General features: G+C 55.9%; 16 protein-coding genes. 6 read left to right on the forward strand and 10 right to left on the reverse strand.

The annotated features are described in order from the left end of the window. Positions 1–3: 3 nt before the first annotated feature. Positions 4–1,692: an acetolactate synthase large subunit gene (ilvB, locus tag DK872_RS14160; protein WP_071921725.1), complete on the reverse strand. Its 1,689-nt coding sequence runs from the start codon at positions 1,690–1,692 to the stop codon at positions 4–6. Between the two features lie 103 nt (positions 1,693–1,795). After that, complete coding sequence (gene ivbL, locus DK872_RS27335) at positions 1,796–1,894, reverse strand: ilvB operon leader peptide IvbL (RefSeq protein WP_139227959.1); 99 nt, start codon at positions 1,892–1,894, stop codon at positions 1,796–1,798. A gap of 513 nt (positions 1,895–2,407) precedes the next feature. Here ivbL and tisB point away from each other — a divergent pair. The 3 genes from tisB (at position 2,408) to emrD (ending at position 4,812) form a co-directional block, all read left to right on the forward strand. Further along, entirely contained in the window at positions 2,408–2,497 is a 90-nt protein-coding gene (gene tisB / locus DK872_RS14170; protein WP_064562565.1) for a type I toxin-antitoxin system toxin TisB, read from the forward strand. A 119-nt stretch (positions 2,498–2,616) separates the two neighbouring features. After that, a complete protein-coding gene (locus DK872_RS14175; protein WP_007369417.1) occupies positions 2,617–3,450 on the forward strand; it encodes a DMT family transporter in 834 nt (277 codons plus the stop codon). 177 nt (positions 3,451–3,627) lie between these two features. Next, complete coding sequence (emrD, locus tag DK872_RS14180) at positions 3,628–4,812, forward strand: multidrug efflux MFS transporter EmrD (RefSeq protein ID WP_079517163.1); 1,185 nt, start codon at positions 3,628–3,630, stop codon at positions 4,810–4,812. Here emrD and DK872_RS14185 read toward each other — a convergent pair. Next, entirely contained in the window at positions 4,715–5,803 is a 1,089-nt protein-coding gene (locus tag DK872_RS14185; protein WP_050998872.1) for a cellulase family glycosylhydrolase, read from the reverse strand. The two genes, emrD and DK872_RS14185, sit on opposite strands and share 98 nt — an antisense overlap. A gap of 160 nt (positions 5,804–5,963) precedes the next feature. Between DK872_RS14185 and DK872_RS14190 the strand changes: the two genes are divergently transcribed. After that, positions 5,964–7,280 carry a D-serine ammonia-lyase gene (locus DK872_RS14190; RefSeq protein ID WP_071921727.1) on the forward strand — a complete coding sequence of 439 codons (1,317 nt, stop codon included), beginning with the start codon at positions 5,964–5,966 and terminating at the stop codon, positions 7,278–7,280. Position 7,281: 1 nt separating this feature from the next. Here the strand turns inward: DK872_RS14190 and DK872_RS14195 are convergent, their stop codons facing one another. From DK872_RS14195 to DK872_RS14215, 5 genes are all read right to left on the reverse strand, one after another. Further along, positions 7,282–8,403, reverse strand: a complete 1,122-nt coding sequence (locus DK872_RS14195) for an anaerobic sulfatase maturase (protein ID WP_161518468.1) — start codon at positions 8,401–8,403, stop codon at positions 7,282–7,284. Positions 8,404–8,413: 10 nt separating this feature from the next. After that, positions 8,414–8,764 carry a DUF202 domain-containing protein gene (locus tag DK872_RS14200; RefSeq protein WP_007369412.1) on the reverse strand — a complete coding sequence of 117 codons (351 nt, stop codon included), beginning with the start codon at positions 8,762–8,764 and terminating at the stop codon, positions 8,414–8,416. Next, on the reverse strand, positions 8,754–9,101 hold the full coding sequence (locus tag DK872_RS14205) for a YidH family protein (RefSeq protein WP_007369411.1): 348 nt from the start codon (positions 9,099–9,101) through the stop codon (positions 8,754–8,756). Before DK872_RS14205 ends, DK872_RS14200 begins: the two co-directional genes overlap by 11 nt. Positions 9,102–9,264: 163 nt before the next feature. Then, on the reverse strand, positions 9,265–10,587 hold the full coding sequence (locus tag DK872_RS14210) for a 6-phospho-alpha-glucosidase (RefSeq protein WP_161518469.1): 1,323 nt from the start codon (positions 10,585–10,587) through the stop codon (positions 9,265–9,267). Next, entirely contained in the window at positions 10,584–12,200 is a 1,617-nt protein-coding gene (locus DK872_RS14215; RefSeq protein WP_161518474.1) for an alpha-glucoside-specific PTS transporter subunit IIBC, read from the reverse strand. The genes DK872_RS14210 and DK872_RS14215 overlap by 4 nt, the downstream gene beginning before the upstream one ends. 222 nt (positions 12,201–12,422) lie before the next feature. Here DK872_RS14215 and DK872_RS14220 point away from each other — a divergent pair, with 222 nt between their 5' ends. Then, entirely contained in the window at positions 12,423–13,190 is a 768-nt protein-coding gene (locus DK872_RS14220; RefSeq protein ID WP_072440492.1) for a GntR family transcriptional regulator, read from the forward strand. Here the strand turns inward: DK872_RS14220 and DK872_RS14225 are convergent. After that, positions 13,137–14,798, reverse strand: coding sequence for a putative transporter (locus DK872_RS14225; protein WP_007369408.1), 1,662 nt, complete (start codon positions 14,796–14,798; stop codon positions 13,137–13,139). The genes DK872_RS14220 and DK872_RS14225 overlap by 54 nt on opposite strands. 276 nt (positions 14,799–15,074) lie before the next feature. Here DK872_RS14225 and oxlT point away from each other — a divergent pair, with 276 nt between their 5' ends. Beyond that, on the forward strand, positions 15,075–16,337 hold the full coding sequence (oxlT, locus tag DK872_RS14230; protein WP_071921729.1) for an oxalate/formate MFS antiporter: 1,263 nt from the start codon (positions 15,075–15,077) through the stop codon (positions 16,335–16,337). 42 nt (positions 16,338–16,379) lie between these two features. Here oxlT and ibpB read toward each other — a convergent pair whose 3' ends face one another. Further along, positions 16,380–16,808: a small heat shock chaperone IbpB gene (gene ibpB / locus DK872_RS14235; protein WP_071921730.1), complete on the reverse strand. Its 429-nt coding sequence runs from the start codon at positions 16,806–16,808 to the stop codon at positions 16,380–16,382. Positions 16,809–16,818 lie beyond the last annotated feature (10 nt).

Raw genomic sequence — 16,818 nt, forward strand, 5'->3', positions numbered from 1 at the left:
GGCTTATTCTCCCACCATTTCTGTATTTGCCGCGCCCGGCGGTACCATCGGATAAACTTTTTCTTGCGGGTCGATACGGACATGGATCAACGCCGGGCCAGGACGAGCGATGATCTCCTGCAACGCGGCCTGCGGATCGGCGGCGGCGTTTAAATCACACGTTTGCAGGCCGAAACCTGCGGCGATCTGCATAAAATTAACCATCCCCGGATAGGTTGCCGCAAACACGCCAGATTTATAAAACAGGCTCTGCTGCTGGTGAACCAACCCCAGTGCTTCGTTGTTCATCAACACGATCTTCACATCGAGGTTATTCTCTGCGGCGGTGGCCATTTCCTGAATGTTCATCATCAGGCTGCCATCGCCGGAGAAGCTGATAACTTTGCGATCCGGGTTCGCCAGCGCGGCACCAATGGCGGCAGGGAGACCAAAACCCATGGTGCCCAGCCCGCCGGAAGTCAGCCACTGACGCGGACGGTTAAGCGGGTACGCCTGCGCCGTCCACATCTGGTGCTGGCCCACATCGGTCGTAATAATGGCGTTATCATCAACGCAAGCCGCAACGGCGTTGATCAGACCGTAGTGGCTCAGCGGATCGCCGCCCTGCGGAATGGCGCCCGGAAACTCGCGTTGCAGTTGCTCAACTGTGTTACGCCAGGCGTGGCGGGAGTGCGCCTCAACGTGCGGGATCAGCGCGTCAAGCACTTCGCCGACATCGCCCTGGATCGCTACATGCGCCTGCTTCACTTTGCCCAGCTCCGCGCGGTCGATATCGACATGGATAATTTTGGCATTCGGGCAGAACTGCTCTGTTTTACCAATTGCCCGGTCATCAAAACGCGCCCCAAGCACCACCAGTAAATCCGCCTCTTGCAGGATAAAGTTGGTGCTGCGTGCGCCATGCATCCCCAGCATGCCCAGCGACAGCGGGTGTTGCTTCGGCAGCATGCCGAGCGCCATCAGCGTCATGGTGGTCGGCAGGTTGGCTTTCTCCGCCAGATGACGAATCTGCTGCGGCGCATTGATTACCCCGCCACCGAGATAGAGCACCGGACGCTGCGCGGCATTGATCATCTCTGCGGCTTCGCGCACCGCCTGCGCATTCCAGGCCGGGGCCGGGGTTTTGTAGCCAGGTTCCGGCAGTTCGCTCAGGGTGATTTCCGCCGTCTGCACATCTTTAGGAATATCTATCCACACCGGGCCAGGGCGGCCGGACTGCGCAATGCGAAACGCATCGCAAATTACCTGCGGCAGTTCGGCGATGTCACGCACCAGGTAGTTGTGTTTGGTGATGGGGATAGAGATGCCGTAAGTGTCCACTTCCTGAAACGCATCGGTGCCGATCATCGAGGCGGGTACCTGGCCGGTAATGCAAACCAGCGGGATGGAGTCGAGGCGCGCATCGGCGATGGCGGTCACCAGGTTGGTCGCACCCGGCCCGCTACAGGCCAGACATACCGCCGGTTTACCCTGCGTACGCGCCATGCCCTGCGCAATAAAACCTGCGCCCTGCTCGTGGCGCGCCAGCACATGGCGAATCTGTTTGCTCTGGCTGAGCGCGTCGTACAGCGGCAGAACCGTACCGCCAGGAATGCCGGTTACCGTGGTGATGCCCTGTCGTTCCAGTAAATGAACAATCAGTTGCGCGCCAGTGTAGCGCGTGGGTTGTGATGTGCTGCCCGAACTTGCCATGCTCCAGTCCTTTTCTTCTGGGCCAGCTTTCCGGAGGGGGTTAAACGAAAAACCCCGCCGGTTTGCGCCGGCGGGGTTTTGGAATCGTGTGTTGTTCCGGACCCTACGGCGCATTGCCGACGACGACCACCACACGCACGACGACCACCGCGGCGTTATGCGCGGTTTTTAGTAGGTTCATCGACATTGTGGAAGCGTTCATTAGGGACCTGTCTGTCATGTAATTAACAGGATTTATACAAACACAGGATTTCGTCGCCGACAACTGCTTTTTACGCACCCGCAGAAAACTGCGCGGCGGATCACGTTTGGTTATGCAGCCGCTGAAAACAAAAAACCCCGCCGGAGCGAGGTTTTTATACAGTTTTTTGCGGTTGGTGGCCGCAAACACACTGCGTTACGTCAACAGTGGAACTATACGCGGAAACAGGCCGCCGCGCAATTTTCAGGCGTTTTTTCCCGCATTGAGTATGGATCAAGGTCAAAATTTCGTCCAATAAATACTGTATATATAAACAGTGTTAATATATACTGACCTTGCTAATCAGTGTGCAGGGGCCGCAATTCTACGGCGCAAACAAGTCCTGGCTGAAACGGGTGGTGCCGTCAGCGCCTTAACCCCTAAGCGAGCACACTGCGTTACGCCAACAACACGGCTGACAACAGGCAGCGGAAAGGTAAGCCAGCCGGTGCTCCTGAACCAGAGGAGACGCGTATGAGCGGAATGGAACTGTTTATTCTGATCCTGAAACTCATTGTTGCTTTGTTGCAACTGCTTGAAGCTGTCCTGAAATTCCTGCGTTAATTCAGGTTCAAGCCGCACCAAAGAGGGGCGGGCAACCGCCCCTCTTTAACACCGCTAATCTGGTATCCGCTGCGGGCGGCATGTTACATTTTGTTGACAACTCACTCGCCCGGGCCACCATGACACTCTCCGTTTTCTGCATTTTGCTATTTGCCGCTCTGCTTCATGCCAGCTGGAATGCCATTGTGAAATCCGGCAGCGACAAACTCTATTCGGCAATTGCCGTCAGCGGTTCCGCCGCGCTGATCGCGCTGATTTTGTTACCTTTCTCGCCACAGCCGACGCTCGCCAGCGTGCCTTATCTCGCCGTCTCGTGCGCGTTGCAGGTGGTTTACACCGTGCTGGTGGCAAAAACGTACCAGGTTTCGGATATGAGCCAGACCTATCCGCTGATGCGCGGCACCGCGCCCCTGCTGGTGGCGCTTATCAGCGTACTGATCCTCGGCGATTCGCTTTCTGGCGTGGCGTGGGGCGGTATTGCCGTGATCTGCCTGTCGATACTGGCGATGGCGTTTAACGGACGCACGCAGTCACGCAAAGGGATCTGGCTGGCGCTGATTAATTCGGGGTTCATCGCGGGTTACACGCTGGTCGATGGCACCGGCGTTCGTCTTGCCGGTTCTGCGCTGGGCTACACATTATGGACCTTCTTCCTTAACGGTTTTTGCCTGTTGTTGTGGGCGATGCTGGCGCGGCGGCAAGAGGTGACGCGTTATCTGGTCGCCAACTGGAAAAAGGGCATTCCCGGCGGCATCGGCACCATGGGCTCTTACGGCCTGGCGCTGTGGGCGATGACGCAAGCGCCGCTGGCGGTCGTCGCTGCGCTGCGCGAAACCTCAATTCTGTTCGGCGCTCTGATTGCGTTTGTTCTTCTCAAAGAGCAGGTTGCCGGGCTGCGGATTGTTGCCGCCTGTGGCATTGCCGCCGGTGCGATACTGCTGCGCCTTTCCTGAAACTTACTGGCAACAAAAGTTGCCGAATGTTGTCTATAAAACCTGCCTGTCTCCCTCCTGTCTTTGCACCGGATAATTGTGGTTCTGTCATCTGGCTGTGCTAGATTTCTCCGGTATTAAGGCTGTATTGCAGCCATATATTCTTTAATCCTCCATTTTTTAAAAGTAATCATCGACATGAAAAGGCAGAGAAACGTCAATTTGTTATTGATGCTGGTGCTTCTGGTGGCTGTCGGGCAGATGGCGCAAACCATCTATATCCCGGCGATAGCGGATATGGCGCTCACCCTGAATGTTCGCGAAGGCGCGGTACAAAGCGTCATGGCTGCATATCTGCTGACTTACGGTGTCTCTCAGCTCTTCTATGGCCCGCTGGCGGACAGAGTCGGTCGCCGCCCGGTGATCCTGGCCGGAATGAGCATCTTTTTGCTGGCGACGCTGATCGCCATTACCACGCACAGCCTGTCGATGTTAATTCTGGCCAGCGCCTTACAGGGCATTGGCACCGGCGTGGGCGGCGTGATGGCGCGAACGCTGCCGCGCGATCTGTATGCCGGTACGGAACTGCGTCACGCCAACAGTTTGTTGAATATGGGGATTTTGGTTAGTCCGCTGCTTGCGCCGCTGATCGGCGGTGTGCTGAATACGCTGTTTAACTGGCGCGCCTGTTTTATCTTTTTGCTGGTGCTGTGCCTGGTCGTCACCTGGAGTATGGCGCGCTGGATGCCGGAAACCCGGCCAAAAGACGCGCCGCGCATCCGCCTGCTGGCCAGCTACAAAACCCTGTTCGGCAACGGCGCATTTAACTGTTACCTGCTGATGTTGATTGGCGGTCTGGCCGGGATTGCGGTCTTTGAAGCCAGCTCGGGCGTATTGATGGGCGGCGTGCTGGGCCTGAACAGCATGACGGTCAGCGTCCTGTTTATTCTGCCAGTGCCAGCGGCCTTTTTCGGCGCGTGGTTTGCCGGGCGGCAGAACAAGCGCTTTACTTCGTTGATGTGGCAGTCGGTGATCTGCTGCCTTGCGGCCGGTCTGATGATGTGGCTCCCGGGCATTGTCGGGGTGATGAATATCTGGACGCTGATCGTGCCCGCCGCGCTGTTTTTCTTCGGCGCCGGAATGCTGTTCCCGCTGGCGACCAGCGGCGCGATGGAGCCATTCCCGTTTCTGGCGGGCACCGCGGGCGCGCTGGTTGGCGGGTTGCAGAACATCGGCTCTGGCGGCCTGGCGTGGCTCTCTTCACAACTGCCGCAGAACGGCCAGTTTAGCCTTGGGATGCTGATGACGCTGGCGGGGCTTTTAATTCTGTTGTGCTGGCTGCCGCTGGCGACGCGTTTTTCTCGCCATGAACCGGTGATTTAACCTCATGATGGCCCGGCCTCGCGTCGGGCTTGTCGCACTCCGGCGCAATCATCATTTTCAGTAACGGCTCCGGCCCTGGCCGCCATGCGCCCTCTTCCCCGTCATAAAATTGCGTATCGGTATTGATCGCATAGGGAATTTTCACCTTATTCAGTTCGCAGGCCATAAAACGGGCGAAAGCCATTTGTGATTCGGTGGGCGCATTTTTAATGGATTCGCCTACCGCCCAGCCGCCAACCCAGCTGGCATGCCCGGATTTCTGCTGCCAGCGCACCGCTGTATTAATCCGCGCGCGAATGGCGGCTTTTTCCGCCGCCGTGCCCGATGTCCACGGATATTTACCGTTATTTTTCAGTGGCCCCCACGGGAAAATGTGCCACTCGGCCAACAGATAGTTCTGGCTGTGTGGCGGCAGTTTCAACGAGGAGAGATCTTCCGGCGCGGCGCGCATACGCGGGGCAATAAAAATCATGCGTTGAGCGTCGATATCATGCAGGGTGCGCACGACATTTTCATAAGCGCGATTCAGGGCGGGCAAATCGCGGTTAAGTTTGTCAGCCGGTTCATAAATCACATCAAAACCGAGCATCGGGTGCCCGGTACCGAAAAAATTCGCTACCGTTGACCACCACGCCACCAGTTGCGCTTCGTTTTTGGCGTCCGGATCGGCTTTGAAGCTGTCTGCCTGATAGGCAATTACCGGAATCACCCCATACTGTTCGCAGGCCTCCACCAGTTTACGCAGGTGGATCAGCCGCGCTTCCGTCATATTATCGGCAACGCGAATGCGTACATGGCGGATACCAGCGTCGTAGAAATCACGCACAATCAGCGGGTCGAACTCGCGGATACCCCGATCGGTACGCGCCCAGTCGACATCCATCCCCACCCCCAGCTTTTGCGCATATTGCGCCGCCGTCAGCGGAGTATCAGCGGCAAACACAGAGGTTCCCGCCAACAGCATAACAACTGCAATCAGTGGTTTTAACACAGTTGACCTTGTGAAAATCAGGGATGAATACATGTATTTAGCATGCTTGCGTTTACACGTGTAGCAGCAAAACGTAATAAATTCTCAAAACCGCGACCCACTTGCACCGCTGGCTGATTCCTGTTTTCTTTAACGCTCCGATTCTTACGAAAACGAACCGATGAAAAACGCCGACATTCAGAAACTCATCCAGCAGTTTCCGCTTATAGAGCAGTTGATCGCGCTGAAAGAAACGCAGTGGTTTAACCCTAATAGTACCTCCGTTGCACGCGCTTTGCCGCATGTTGGCCTGACACAACAGGATGTTAGCGAGGCCCACGCGCGGCTTGCCCGCTTCGCACCGTTCATTGCGCAGGCTTTCCCGGAAACGGCGGCAAGCCGCGGCATGATTGAATCTGACGTGGTTCCGATTCCGGCAATGCAGCGCCGCTTCAGTCCGGATATCACCGGCGAGCTGTGGCTGAAAAAAGACAGCCATTTGCCGATTTCCGGTTCTATTAAAGCGCGCGGCGGCATTTATGAAGTACTGACCCACGCGGAAAAACTGGCTTTCGCCGCCGGATTACTGACGCCGGATGACGATTACAGCAAACTGTTGTCGCCTGAATTTGCCCGTTTCTTCAGCCAGTACAGCATCGCCGTTGGCTCCACGGGAAATCTGGGGTTATCGATCGGGATTATCAGCGCGCGGCTTGGTTTTCACGTCACGGTACATATGTCAGCCGATGCCCGGGCATGGAAAAAAGCGCTACTGCGCAGCCACGGCGTAAACGTGGTGGAGTATGCCGAAGATTACGGCGTGGCCGTTGAACAAGGGCGCAAAGCGGCGGCAGCGGATGCGAACTGCTTTTTCATTGATGATGAGAACTCCCGCACCCTCTTTCTGGGCTATGCCGTCGCCGGACAGCGCCTGAAAGATCAGTTCACACGGCTTGGCAAAGTGGTGGATAACGCGCATCCGCTGTTTGTCTATCTGCCGTGCGGCGTGGGCGGCGGGCCTGGCGGTGTCGCCTTTGGTCTGAAGCTGGCGTTTGGCGACGCGGTACACTGTATTTTTGCCGAACCAACGCATTCTCCCTGTATGTTGCTGGGCGTGTATACCGGGCTGCATGACGGCATTGCGGTGCAGGATCTGGGGATTGATAACCAGACGGCGGCCGATGGTCTGGCGGTCGGGCGCGCTTCCGGCTTTGTCGGACGGGCAATGGAGCGCCTGCTGGACGGCTTCTACACCGTTGATGACAACACACTTTACCAGCAACTCGGCTGGCTGGCGCAGGAAGAGGGCATTCAACTGGAGCCGTCAGCGCTGGCGGGAATGTCCGGGCCGCAACGGATTTGCAGCAACAGCGGCTATCATCAACTGCACGGCTTTAGCCCTGAACAACTGGCGCAGGCCACCCACCTGGTATGGGCCACCGGCGGCGGAATGGTGCCCGCCGATGAGATGGCGCACTATCTGGCGAAAGCCCGCTAAATCAGCCGCTCCGGCGCAGCCAGGCCATCAGTTCGACAGGGGAGCGCCGTTGGCGCAGCAGATCGCGCATCACGCGCATATGCGGCGCGCTGTGGCTGAAAAAGCGGTGATAACCGTGGCAAAGCGCGCTTCTTCCCTCAACGATGCGGTGCTTCGGGCAGTCGCCCCGGCAAAAACGCAGCATGTCACAACGCAGGCAGACTTCGCTGAGGCTGGCTTTTTTACTCTGCCCAAAAGCCGCTGCTTCATGGCTGGCGTTGAGCGTTTTAATCGGGATCTGATGCAGATTGCCCAGCCGGTAATCCGGGGAGACATAGTGATCGCACTGGTAGAGATCGCCGTTCGCTTCCAGCGCAAAAGCGTGGCCGCAGGTCTCGCCTAAGCTGCACATTTGCGACGGATAGCCGCTCCAGACGCCGAGCGTGGAGTCAAATAACTGCACGTAAACGCGGCCAATATCTTCCCGCACCCACAAGTCGAATATCGCGGTAAGAAAGTTTCCCCAGGCTTCGCCGCTGACCGATTCGGCAGACAAGCGCCCCTGCGCGTCCAGCTCCACCAACGGAATAAACTGCAAAAACGGCGTACCAAGCGCACGTAAATAGCGATACAGGCGCTGCGGCTGCTGGCTATTGAGATTATTGACGACGCACAGCAGGTTGTACTCGACCTGATGTTTATTCAGCGTCGCAATGGCATTAAGGACTTTCGGGTGTGATGGTTTGCCGCTGCGGTTCACACGGTAAGCATCATGCAAATCCGCCGGGCCATCGATGGAAACGCCCACCAGCCAGCCGTGGTCGTGAAAAAAACGGCACCACTCCTCATTCAGCAGAATGCCATTCGTCTGGAAGGCATTTTCAATACGTTTGCCGTTGGCGTACTTTTTTTGCAGGGCGGCAACGCGCTGAAAGAATTCCAGCCCGCAGAGCGTCGGTTCGCCGCCCTGCCAGGCAAACGGCACGCTTTCGCCCGGCTGGGCGTCGATCTGCTGGCGAATAAATGCCTCCAGCGTGGTGTCATCCATAACATTTTGCTGCGGTTTTTCGAGGTAAAAACAGTAGCGGCAGTTAAGGTTGCAGCGTGAACTGGCGGGCTTAGCCATAACGTGGCAGCCTGGCATGCAAACATCCTCACAAGATAAGAATAAGCTGACGGATATGCGTTACAGCAAACAGTAATGCGAGGGAAAGCACCGCGAGGGAGATCAATAATTTGTCACGTATTGCGCCGGGTAAGGCGAAATCGCTTTTATTGACGTCCATTAAGATACGCTTATGGGTATAGCGCCAGAGCAGTAACGCTGCCAGCGCCAGAATGATGAGCGAGATCCAGAAAGGCATGCCCGAATGTTGCCAGTTATGCCTGACGGCCAGCGCCATCAGCGCGCCGTAGCCGAACAGCGTGCGCAACCATGCCAGCGATGTCCGTTCCGGTTGCAGACCAGGATCCGTTTCGCGCCGGGCTTTGCGGTTATCCGGCATAGAACACCAGCACCATCACCACCAGCGCAACCGCCAGCAGCGCCACGCTTATTACCATCAGCACGCGGGTATAGGGCAGATCTTCTTTCAGGCGCATCGCTTTTTCATTGCGCAGCCAGCGCAGATAGCCATAGAGCGCCAGCGCGCCGGAGAAGAGACACAGCAGCAGCGCCAGCACTTCACGAATCAGCGGCGTGGCAAACTGCGGCGCTAACTGGTCCAGCCCAACGCCCGCCGCGAGAAACCCCAGAGCAGTGCGGATCCAGGCAAGAAACGTGCGCTCATTCGCCAGCGAGAAGCGGTAGTCCGGCGCTTCACCGACGCGGGAAATTTTCATCTGTTCTCCTTCCACGTTGATAACCTTGCCGGCATTACCCCTTCTTGCAACGGTAAAGGGAAAAACCGCTCCGGCCAGGCCTTCAAAGTAGCGGATAAACTGACGCTTTTCGACTCTTTCGCGCAATGGAAAGCCGGCACCCTGACGGTGCCGGACAGGAGAATTAATGCAGCGGCGGCCAGTACGCTTTGTTCGCTTCCAGCAGATCGTCGAGAATCGCTTTCGCCACCGTCGCACTGGGCACAGTTTTCGACAGTGTGATCGCCTGCCACAACTTCTGGTAGGAGCGCTGTTCCCAGGCATCAACCACCAGTTTTTCCACCGCCACCTGCTGGCTCATCAACCCTTTCTGGAAGTGCGGAATATCACCGACCGTCAGCGGTTCCGGGCCGTTTTTCCCCACCAGACAAGGAATTTCTACCATCGCATCGGCATCAAAATTATGAATGGCACCATTGTTCGTCACGATCAGCAACATGCGCTCCTGGGTGTTAAAGGCAATGGCGGTAGCCAGATCGACAATGTAAGAGGCATGTTCGTCAATCTCCAGCTCACCGGCGGAAGACTTCCCGGCAGCAATAATCGCCCGGCAAGCGCCAAACACCTGCTTCTCACGATGATCCATCACCTCATTGGCACGCGTACGTTCCGGGTTACTGTGAGCAACCACGTAATCCGGGAAGAAGTAATACTTCAGATAAGTGTTTGGCATGGTATCCGGGTCGAGCGCCTGCACATCTTTCGCTTTGGCGAACGTATCGTTCCAGCTTGCTTCGGTATGTGCGTTATCCGCTGGCGGAACATAACCGTGTTTCGCCACATATTCGCGCAATTTCGGCATCAAATCGTTACCGTTCAGATCTTCAATTGATGTCCACCAGCCGAAGTGGTTAAGCCCGTAGTAGCGTACCCGCATCTCTTTGCGGTCTTTCAGACCGACAATTTGCGCCATCCGTCCTTCAATGCCGATAGGCATATCGCAGATGTTAAGAATTTTGGCCTGCGGGCGCAGGCGACGCGTGGCTTCTGCGACAATTGCTGCCGGGTTGGAGTAGTTAAGCATCCACGCATTGGGTGAATATTTTTCCATATAATCAACCAGCTCCAGAACGCCGCCGATAGAACGCATACCGTAGGCGATACCGCCAGGCCCGCAGGTTTCCTGGCCTAATACACCGTGGCGCAGCGGGATTTTTTCATCTTTTTCACGCATCGGGTATTTGCCGACGCGGATATGCGCCATCACAAAATCGACATCGGTAAAGGCCTTTTGCGGGTCGGTGGTGTAGCTGAATTCAATCTCCGGCGCCTGCTCCTGCAGGATAATTTTGCAGGCTTCGGCGATGGTTTCCTGGCGCGCGCCATCGTTGTCATAAAATTTCAGCGCCCGCAGCGGGAAGCGTTCGCGGTTTGCCAGCAACATCAAAACGATACCGGGGGTAAACGTGCTGCCGCCGCCGGCGATAACCACTGAAAACTGTTTCATGATACTGCCTCCGTCATGGTGGATGGTTCATTGGTCAAAGGGGTTTTCATCAGGGATTCAAGCTGGTCGCGCAGCAGGGGAACATGCAGGCCGACAATCACCTGGATGGCGTTGCCGCGTCGCACAACACCGTGCGCACCCAGCGCTTTAAAGACGTCGTCGCTTTGGGTTTTCGCCGTATCGACCAGCGTGATGCGCAGCCGCGTCGCGCAGTTATTGACGCTTTCGATGTTTGCCGCACCGCCCAGCGCCTGCAAAAATCCCGCAGCCTGGCCCAGCGAGTCTTTCGCTGCCGCCGTGGTTTGTCCGCGCGCTGCTTTGTAATCGGCCTTGCTGTAGAGTTTGATTTCACTCTCTTCCCGGCCGGGCGTTTTCAGGTTTAAGACGGCGATCAACGTGCGGAAAACGACGAAATAGAGCGCGGTAAAACAGAGGCCGATGGCAATCTGGGTGAAAACCGTCGCAGCATGGTTATGGAACATCGGGATCCAGTTTTGCGGCAGAAACTGGTCGAGCAGCCCACCGCCCATATTGCCCACCACACCAAAGCTATACATTACCGTCGCCATCGTCGCTGCCAGTACAGCGTGAACGGCAAACAGCAGTGGGGAGATAAACAGGAAGGTGAATTCCAGCGGTTCAGTAATGCCCACCAGCACAGCCGTCAGCGTTGCGGGGATCAGCAGTCCCGCGACTTTGACGCGGTTTTCCGGCGCGGCGGTATACCAAATCGCCAGCGCGATGCCGATGGAGCCAAACACTTTCGAGTTACCATGCAGGGCAAAGCCGCCTTCCGGGAACAGAACTTTTAGTGGTTCGGTACTCTGGCTGAATGCCTGTAGATGTTGCGCCCAGTACATCTGAATACCGCCTTCCACCGCCGCCGGGCCGAAGATAAAGGGGCCGTAGACAAAGTGGTGCAGCCCGGTCGGGATCAGAATGCGTTCCAGGAAAGTGTAAATCCACACGCCCAGCGCCCCGGCAGAGCGCAGAAAAGTCTGCAACGATTCAATGCCAAGCTGCACTTTCGGCCAGCCCAACAGCGTCAGCCAGGCGCAGGGGATCATCACCAGGAAGGCGATAATCACCACAAATGAGGTGCCCTGGAAGATGCCGAGAAACACGGGCAGCGGTTTGTCGAAAAAGCGGTTATGGATGGCGGTGACAATGCCGGAAATCGCAATCGCCCCGATAATGCTGGTGTCGAGAGTTTTGATCCCGGCAATCAGCGTTAAACCGCTGCCCGCCGTGGGTTCAATGCTGAAATCGACGCCAAAAAAGTGACCCCAGGTCATTCCCATGGCGTTAATGAAGTAATTCCAGGTCAGAAAACTGATCAGCACCGCCAGGCAGGCTCGCCCTTGCGCCTGTTTCGCCAGCCCAATCGGTAAACCGACGGCGAAAATCAGCGGCATATTGCGAAACACCGCCCAGCCGCCCTCTTCGATGATATGGACACATTGCGCAAACAGATTGTCGGGTGCGGTTAATGTCGCACCGACAAACAGGGGATTACTCAGCATGATGCCAATACCCACCACCATACCGGCGAACGGGAAGAGCAGCACCGGTGTGAACATAGCGCCGCCGAAGCGTTGTATTTGACTGAGCATCATAGAATCCTCATGTAACAACTTGTAGGGGGTAGAGGCCTTGTTGGTTTTTTGTGGACCTGTGAGCAGCATAAGAAGTCGCCGCCGCGCCAACATGGCGCGCCGCTGTGATTCGTGATCGCTTTCATGGTTTTATTTCACGCGCTCAGGTCTACTTTTCAGGCAAAAAATGGACATATTCAGAGGCAATGTTCCCGCTGACGGGGGCAGAGAGGTCTACAGGTGATCTACAAATCTATTGCTGAGCGATTACGCCTGCGGCTCAATTCATCGGATTACAATATCGGCAGCCCGTTACCGGGCGAAAAGGCGCTGGCGCTGGAGTTTGGCGTGGCGCGAATGACGATTCGCAAGGCGGTTGATCTGCTGGTGGGCTGGGGATTAGTGGTACGCCGTCACGGCAGCGGGACATTTGTCGCACGCAAAGACGTTCATCATGAAACCACCAATCTGACTGGGCTGGTAGAAGTGCTGCGCCGACAGGGCAAAGAGGTGCAGAGCCAGGTTTTGCAGTTCGAAGTGATGCCGGCCCCGCCAGCCATTGCCAGCCAGTTGCGCATACAAATTAACGAACGGATCTACTTCTCACGGAGGGTTCGCTACGTAGAGGGAAAGCCGCTGATGCTGGAAGACAGCTATATGCCGGTGAAACTATTCCGTTCGCTGTCACTGGGGCATCTGGAGGGGTCGAAATTCGATTATATCGAGAAGGAGTGCGGAATCACCATCAGCGGTAACTACGAGAGCCTGACGCCGGTGCTGGCCGATAAACAGGTGGCCAGCTTGCTGAACGTGGCGGAACAAACGCCGCTGCTGCGTATTACTTCACTCTCCTACAGCGACAGCGGCGAATTTCTTAACTACTCAGTGATGTTCCGCAACACCAGCGAGTATCAGGTGGATTACCACCTGCGCCGTGTTCATGCCGGAACGCCATTAACCCATCCCCCAGAACAGTACCGCCAGAAGCTGTGGGGTGATAATACGTAAAAACATCACCAGCGGATAAACCGTCGCATACGAGAGTGCCGCCGCGCCACTGGTGGCATGCAGGCCGTTGGCAAACGCCAGCGCCGGCGGATCGGTCATCGACCCGGCCAGCATGCCGCAGAGGGTCAGATAGTTCATCTTCGCCAGCATTCGCGCCAGTAAACCGACGGTGATCAGCGGAATGGCGGTGATAAGAATGCCATAACACATCCATTTCAACCCATCGCCCTGGGTCAGCGTGGCAATAAAATCACCGCCCGATTTCAGCCCCACCACCGACAAGAACAGCACAATGCCCAGTTCGCGCAGCGCCAGGTTCGCACTGGGCGGCATAAACCAGTACAACTTGCCGATCGTACCAATTCGCCCAAGAATCAACGCCATAATCAGCGGCCCGCCCGCGAGACCCAGCTTCAGCGCTGCCGGAAACCCTGGTATATACAACGGCAACGATCCCAGCAGAACGCCAAGCCCAATACCAATAAACACCGGCAGCATTTGTACCTGCTGCAACTTGTGCTGGGCATTGCCGACTTCGTTAGTCACCGCTTCGATTGCCGCCGGACGCCCGACAAGATTAAGGATATCGCCGAATTGCAGGCTGGCATCGCTGCTGGCTACCAGCTCCACACCGGCGCGGTTCAGGCGGGAAATCACGACGTCGTAGCGCTCCTTGAAGTGCAGATCGCGGATTTTTTTCCCCAGCACTTTTTCGTTGGTTACCACCACGCGTTCGACACGCAAATCCGTACCGCGCGTCGACAAAGAGGTATCAACTTCTTTGCCTATCACCAACTGCGCGTTATGCAGATCCTTCGGAAGCCCCACCAGATGCAACAAATCTCCGGACTGAATCAGCGTGCCCGGCGAGGGCACCATCAGTAAATCATTCCGTTTGAGACGCGAGCAGATGATTTTATCGCTGTTAAGAATGGGAACGTCCTGAATCGCCATATTGTTGAGATTCGGGTTTTCCACGCGGATATTGATGGTGCGGATCAGTGAAGTGCCATTGCTTAGCGTTGCGTCGTGCTGTCGCGCCTCTTCATCGACATTAACGCGAAACAACACGCGTAGCAGCCACATACTGAGCAAAATACCGCAAATACCAAACGGATACGCCATGGCGTAGCTCATCCCCATCTGGTCGAGCTGCGGGCCAGGAATGCCTAAATCACGCAGGATCTGCTGCCCTGCGCCAAGCGCTGGCGTATTGGTGACCGCACCGGAAAAAATCCCCAGCACCACCGGCAGCGGAATGGCAAAAAGTTTATACAGAATGGTGGTGACAAGACCGCCGAGAACAACGATTAAAACAGCGAACAGATTCAGGCGCAGGCCAGAAACGCGTAAAGAAGCGAAGAACCCCGGGCCCACCTGGATGCCGATGGTATAAACAAACAGGATCAGGCCAAATTCCTGCACAAAAAGCAGTATCTGACCGCTTATAGTGATACCCAGTTTATCTAAAAGGTGGCCGACAATTATCCCGCCAAACAGCACACCGCCAATACCGAAACCCACACCGCGGATCTTCACATTGCCGATCCACAATCCGACAACGGCCACCAGCGCCAGTACGCTTACCGTTAAGGCAATATCACTCATGATCTTTTCCCTGTACATGATGACTGCAAGGAGTTTGGCAGAACCCGTAATAGCTGTATAGGTTACCCCTTACACAGTGTATGGAATTTATTTGCCTCAGAATGTGGCGAAGATTGCACCAGCAGAAAACCGTTGCCCTGAACAAAAGCACACCCTTTTACCGACACGGGCGGAAAAAACCGTGCGCCTGCTAAGCATTCCGGGAATGTCAGACACAACAATAGGTTATGGCATGGTTAATGCAAAAGCCCACTTTTGTTAAAAACAGGGGGCGGCATGACAAATACAACACTGACTCACGTAGTGGTTACCAGCCAGAAAAAGTGGACCCAGTTAGCGCTGGGCTTGCTGTGTATGATCTCCATCTCCAGCCCGCAATATGTCTGGGCGCTGTTTACGCGCCCTTTTATGGCAAAGCTGAACGTTCCGCTGGCGGAAATTCAGCTCACCTTTTCCCTGTTGATCATTTTGCAAACCTTCTTCTCACCTTTTCAGGGGCGATTGATCGATAAGTTCGGCCCGCGCAGGTTAATTGCCATTGGTACTGTGCTGAGCGGCGTAAGCTGGATGCTGACCTCAACCATCAGTAGCCTGAGCGAACTTTATCTCTATTACGGCGTGCTGGGCGGCCTTGGCACCGGGATTGTTTACATCGGCGTGGTGGGTCTGATGGTGCGCTGGTTCCCGGAAAAACGCGGATTTGCCACAGGGATGGTGGCGGCGGGCTATGGCATGGGCGCGATTCTGACCACCTTTCCGGTCACACAATCGCTGGCCGCGAAGGGGCTGGAAAACACGCTCTGGCAGTTCGGGCTGGTCATGGCGGTCATTGGTTTTATTGCCAGCCAGGGGCTACGCGCGCCGCAAACACTCAACACGCAGGAGAGCAACAGTAGCCTGGCGATGAGTGCTAAAAGTTTTTCTCCAGGAGAGATGCTACGCAAGCCGTTGTTCTGGCTGATGTTTGTGATGATGACCATGATGTCCACCTCCGGGCTGATGGTCACTTCACAGATGGCGATTTTCGCCGAAGATTTCGGTATTACCGCAGTGACCGTAATGGGCGTGGCGGCGCTGCCGCTGGCGATGACCATCGACCGCTTTATGAACGGGCTGACGCGCCCGGTGTGCGGCTATATTTCTGACCGCATCGGTCGCGAAAATATGATGTTTATCGCTTTTGGCCTGGAAGGCTGTGCGATGGCGTTGTGGTTGTTGTGCAAAGACGATCCGCTGCTGTTTGTTTTGCTCTCCGGGGTGGTTTTTTTCGGCTGGGGCGAGATTTTTTCACTTTTCCCCGCCACGCTAACCGATACCTTCGGCACGCAGCATGCGACAGCGAACTACGGCTGGCTCTATATTTCGCAGGGGATTGGTTCCATCTTTGGCGGGCCGCTGGCGGCGCTGATGTATCAGCAAACGGGAAGCTGGAATCTGGTGTTTGGCTGCGCCATCACGCTTGATATTCTCTGCGCGCTGCTGGCCTTTTTCGTGCTCAAACCCTGGCGGCAGCGTTTTTTGCAGCGCGTTCACGCATAAACAATAAAGGCTCCGTATGCGGAGCCTTTTGTTCTGCAGCCGTTAGCTATTTAACGCCGGTCGATTGCTGATGGCAATCCGTTGCGGCGCCGCGCTTTCCGGCACGTTACGCAGTAGATCGATATGCAGCAAACCGTTGGCAAAGGTCGCGCCGGAGACTTCCATAAAGTCGGCCAGCGTAAAGCTCAGGCTGAACGGCTGTATCACCAACCCCTGATGCAACCATTTCGGCTCGTTGGCCGGTTTTTCCGGCGTGCCTTTAATGGTCAGGCGGTTATTTTCCAGCTGAATATCCAGCTCTTCCTGGCGGAAACCGGCCAGCGCAAGGGTGATGCGGTAGTGGTTATCGTCGCCTTTCTCAATGTTGTAAGGAGGGAAAGACTGCTGTTCAGTGGTGCTTTGCAGGGCGTTAGCCAGTTTGTCGAAGCCAATCCACTGACGAAAAATCGGGGATAAATCATAGTTACGCATGAGTGTTTCT

The sequence above is a fragment of the Kosakonia sp. MH5 genome (assembly GCF_009935945.1).
Taxonomy (GTDB): Bacteria; Pseudomonadota; Gammaproteobacteria; order Enterobacterales; family Enterobacteriaceae; genus Kosakonia; species Kosakonia radicincitans.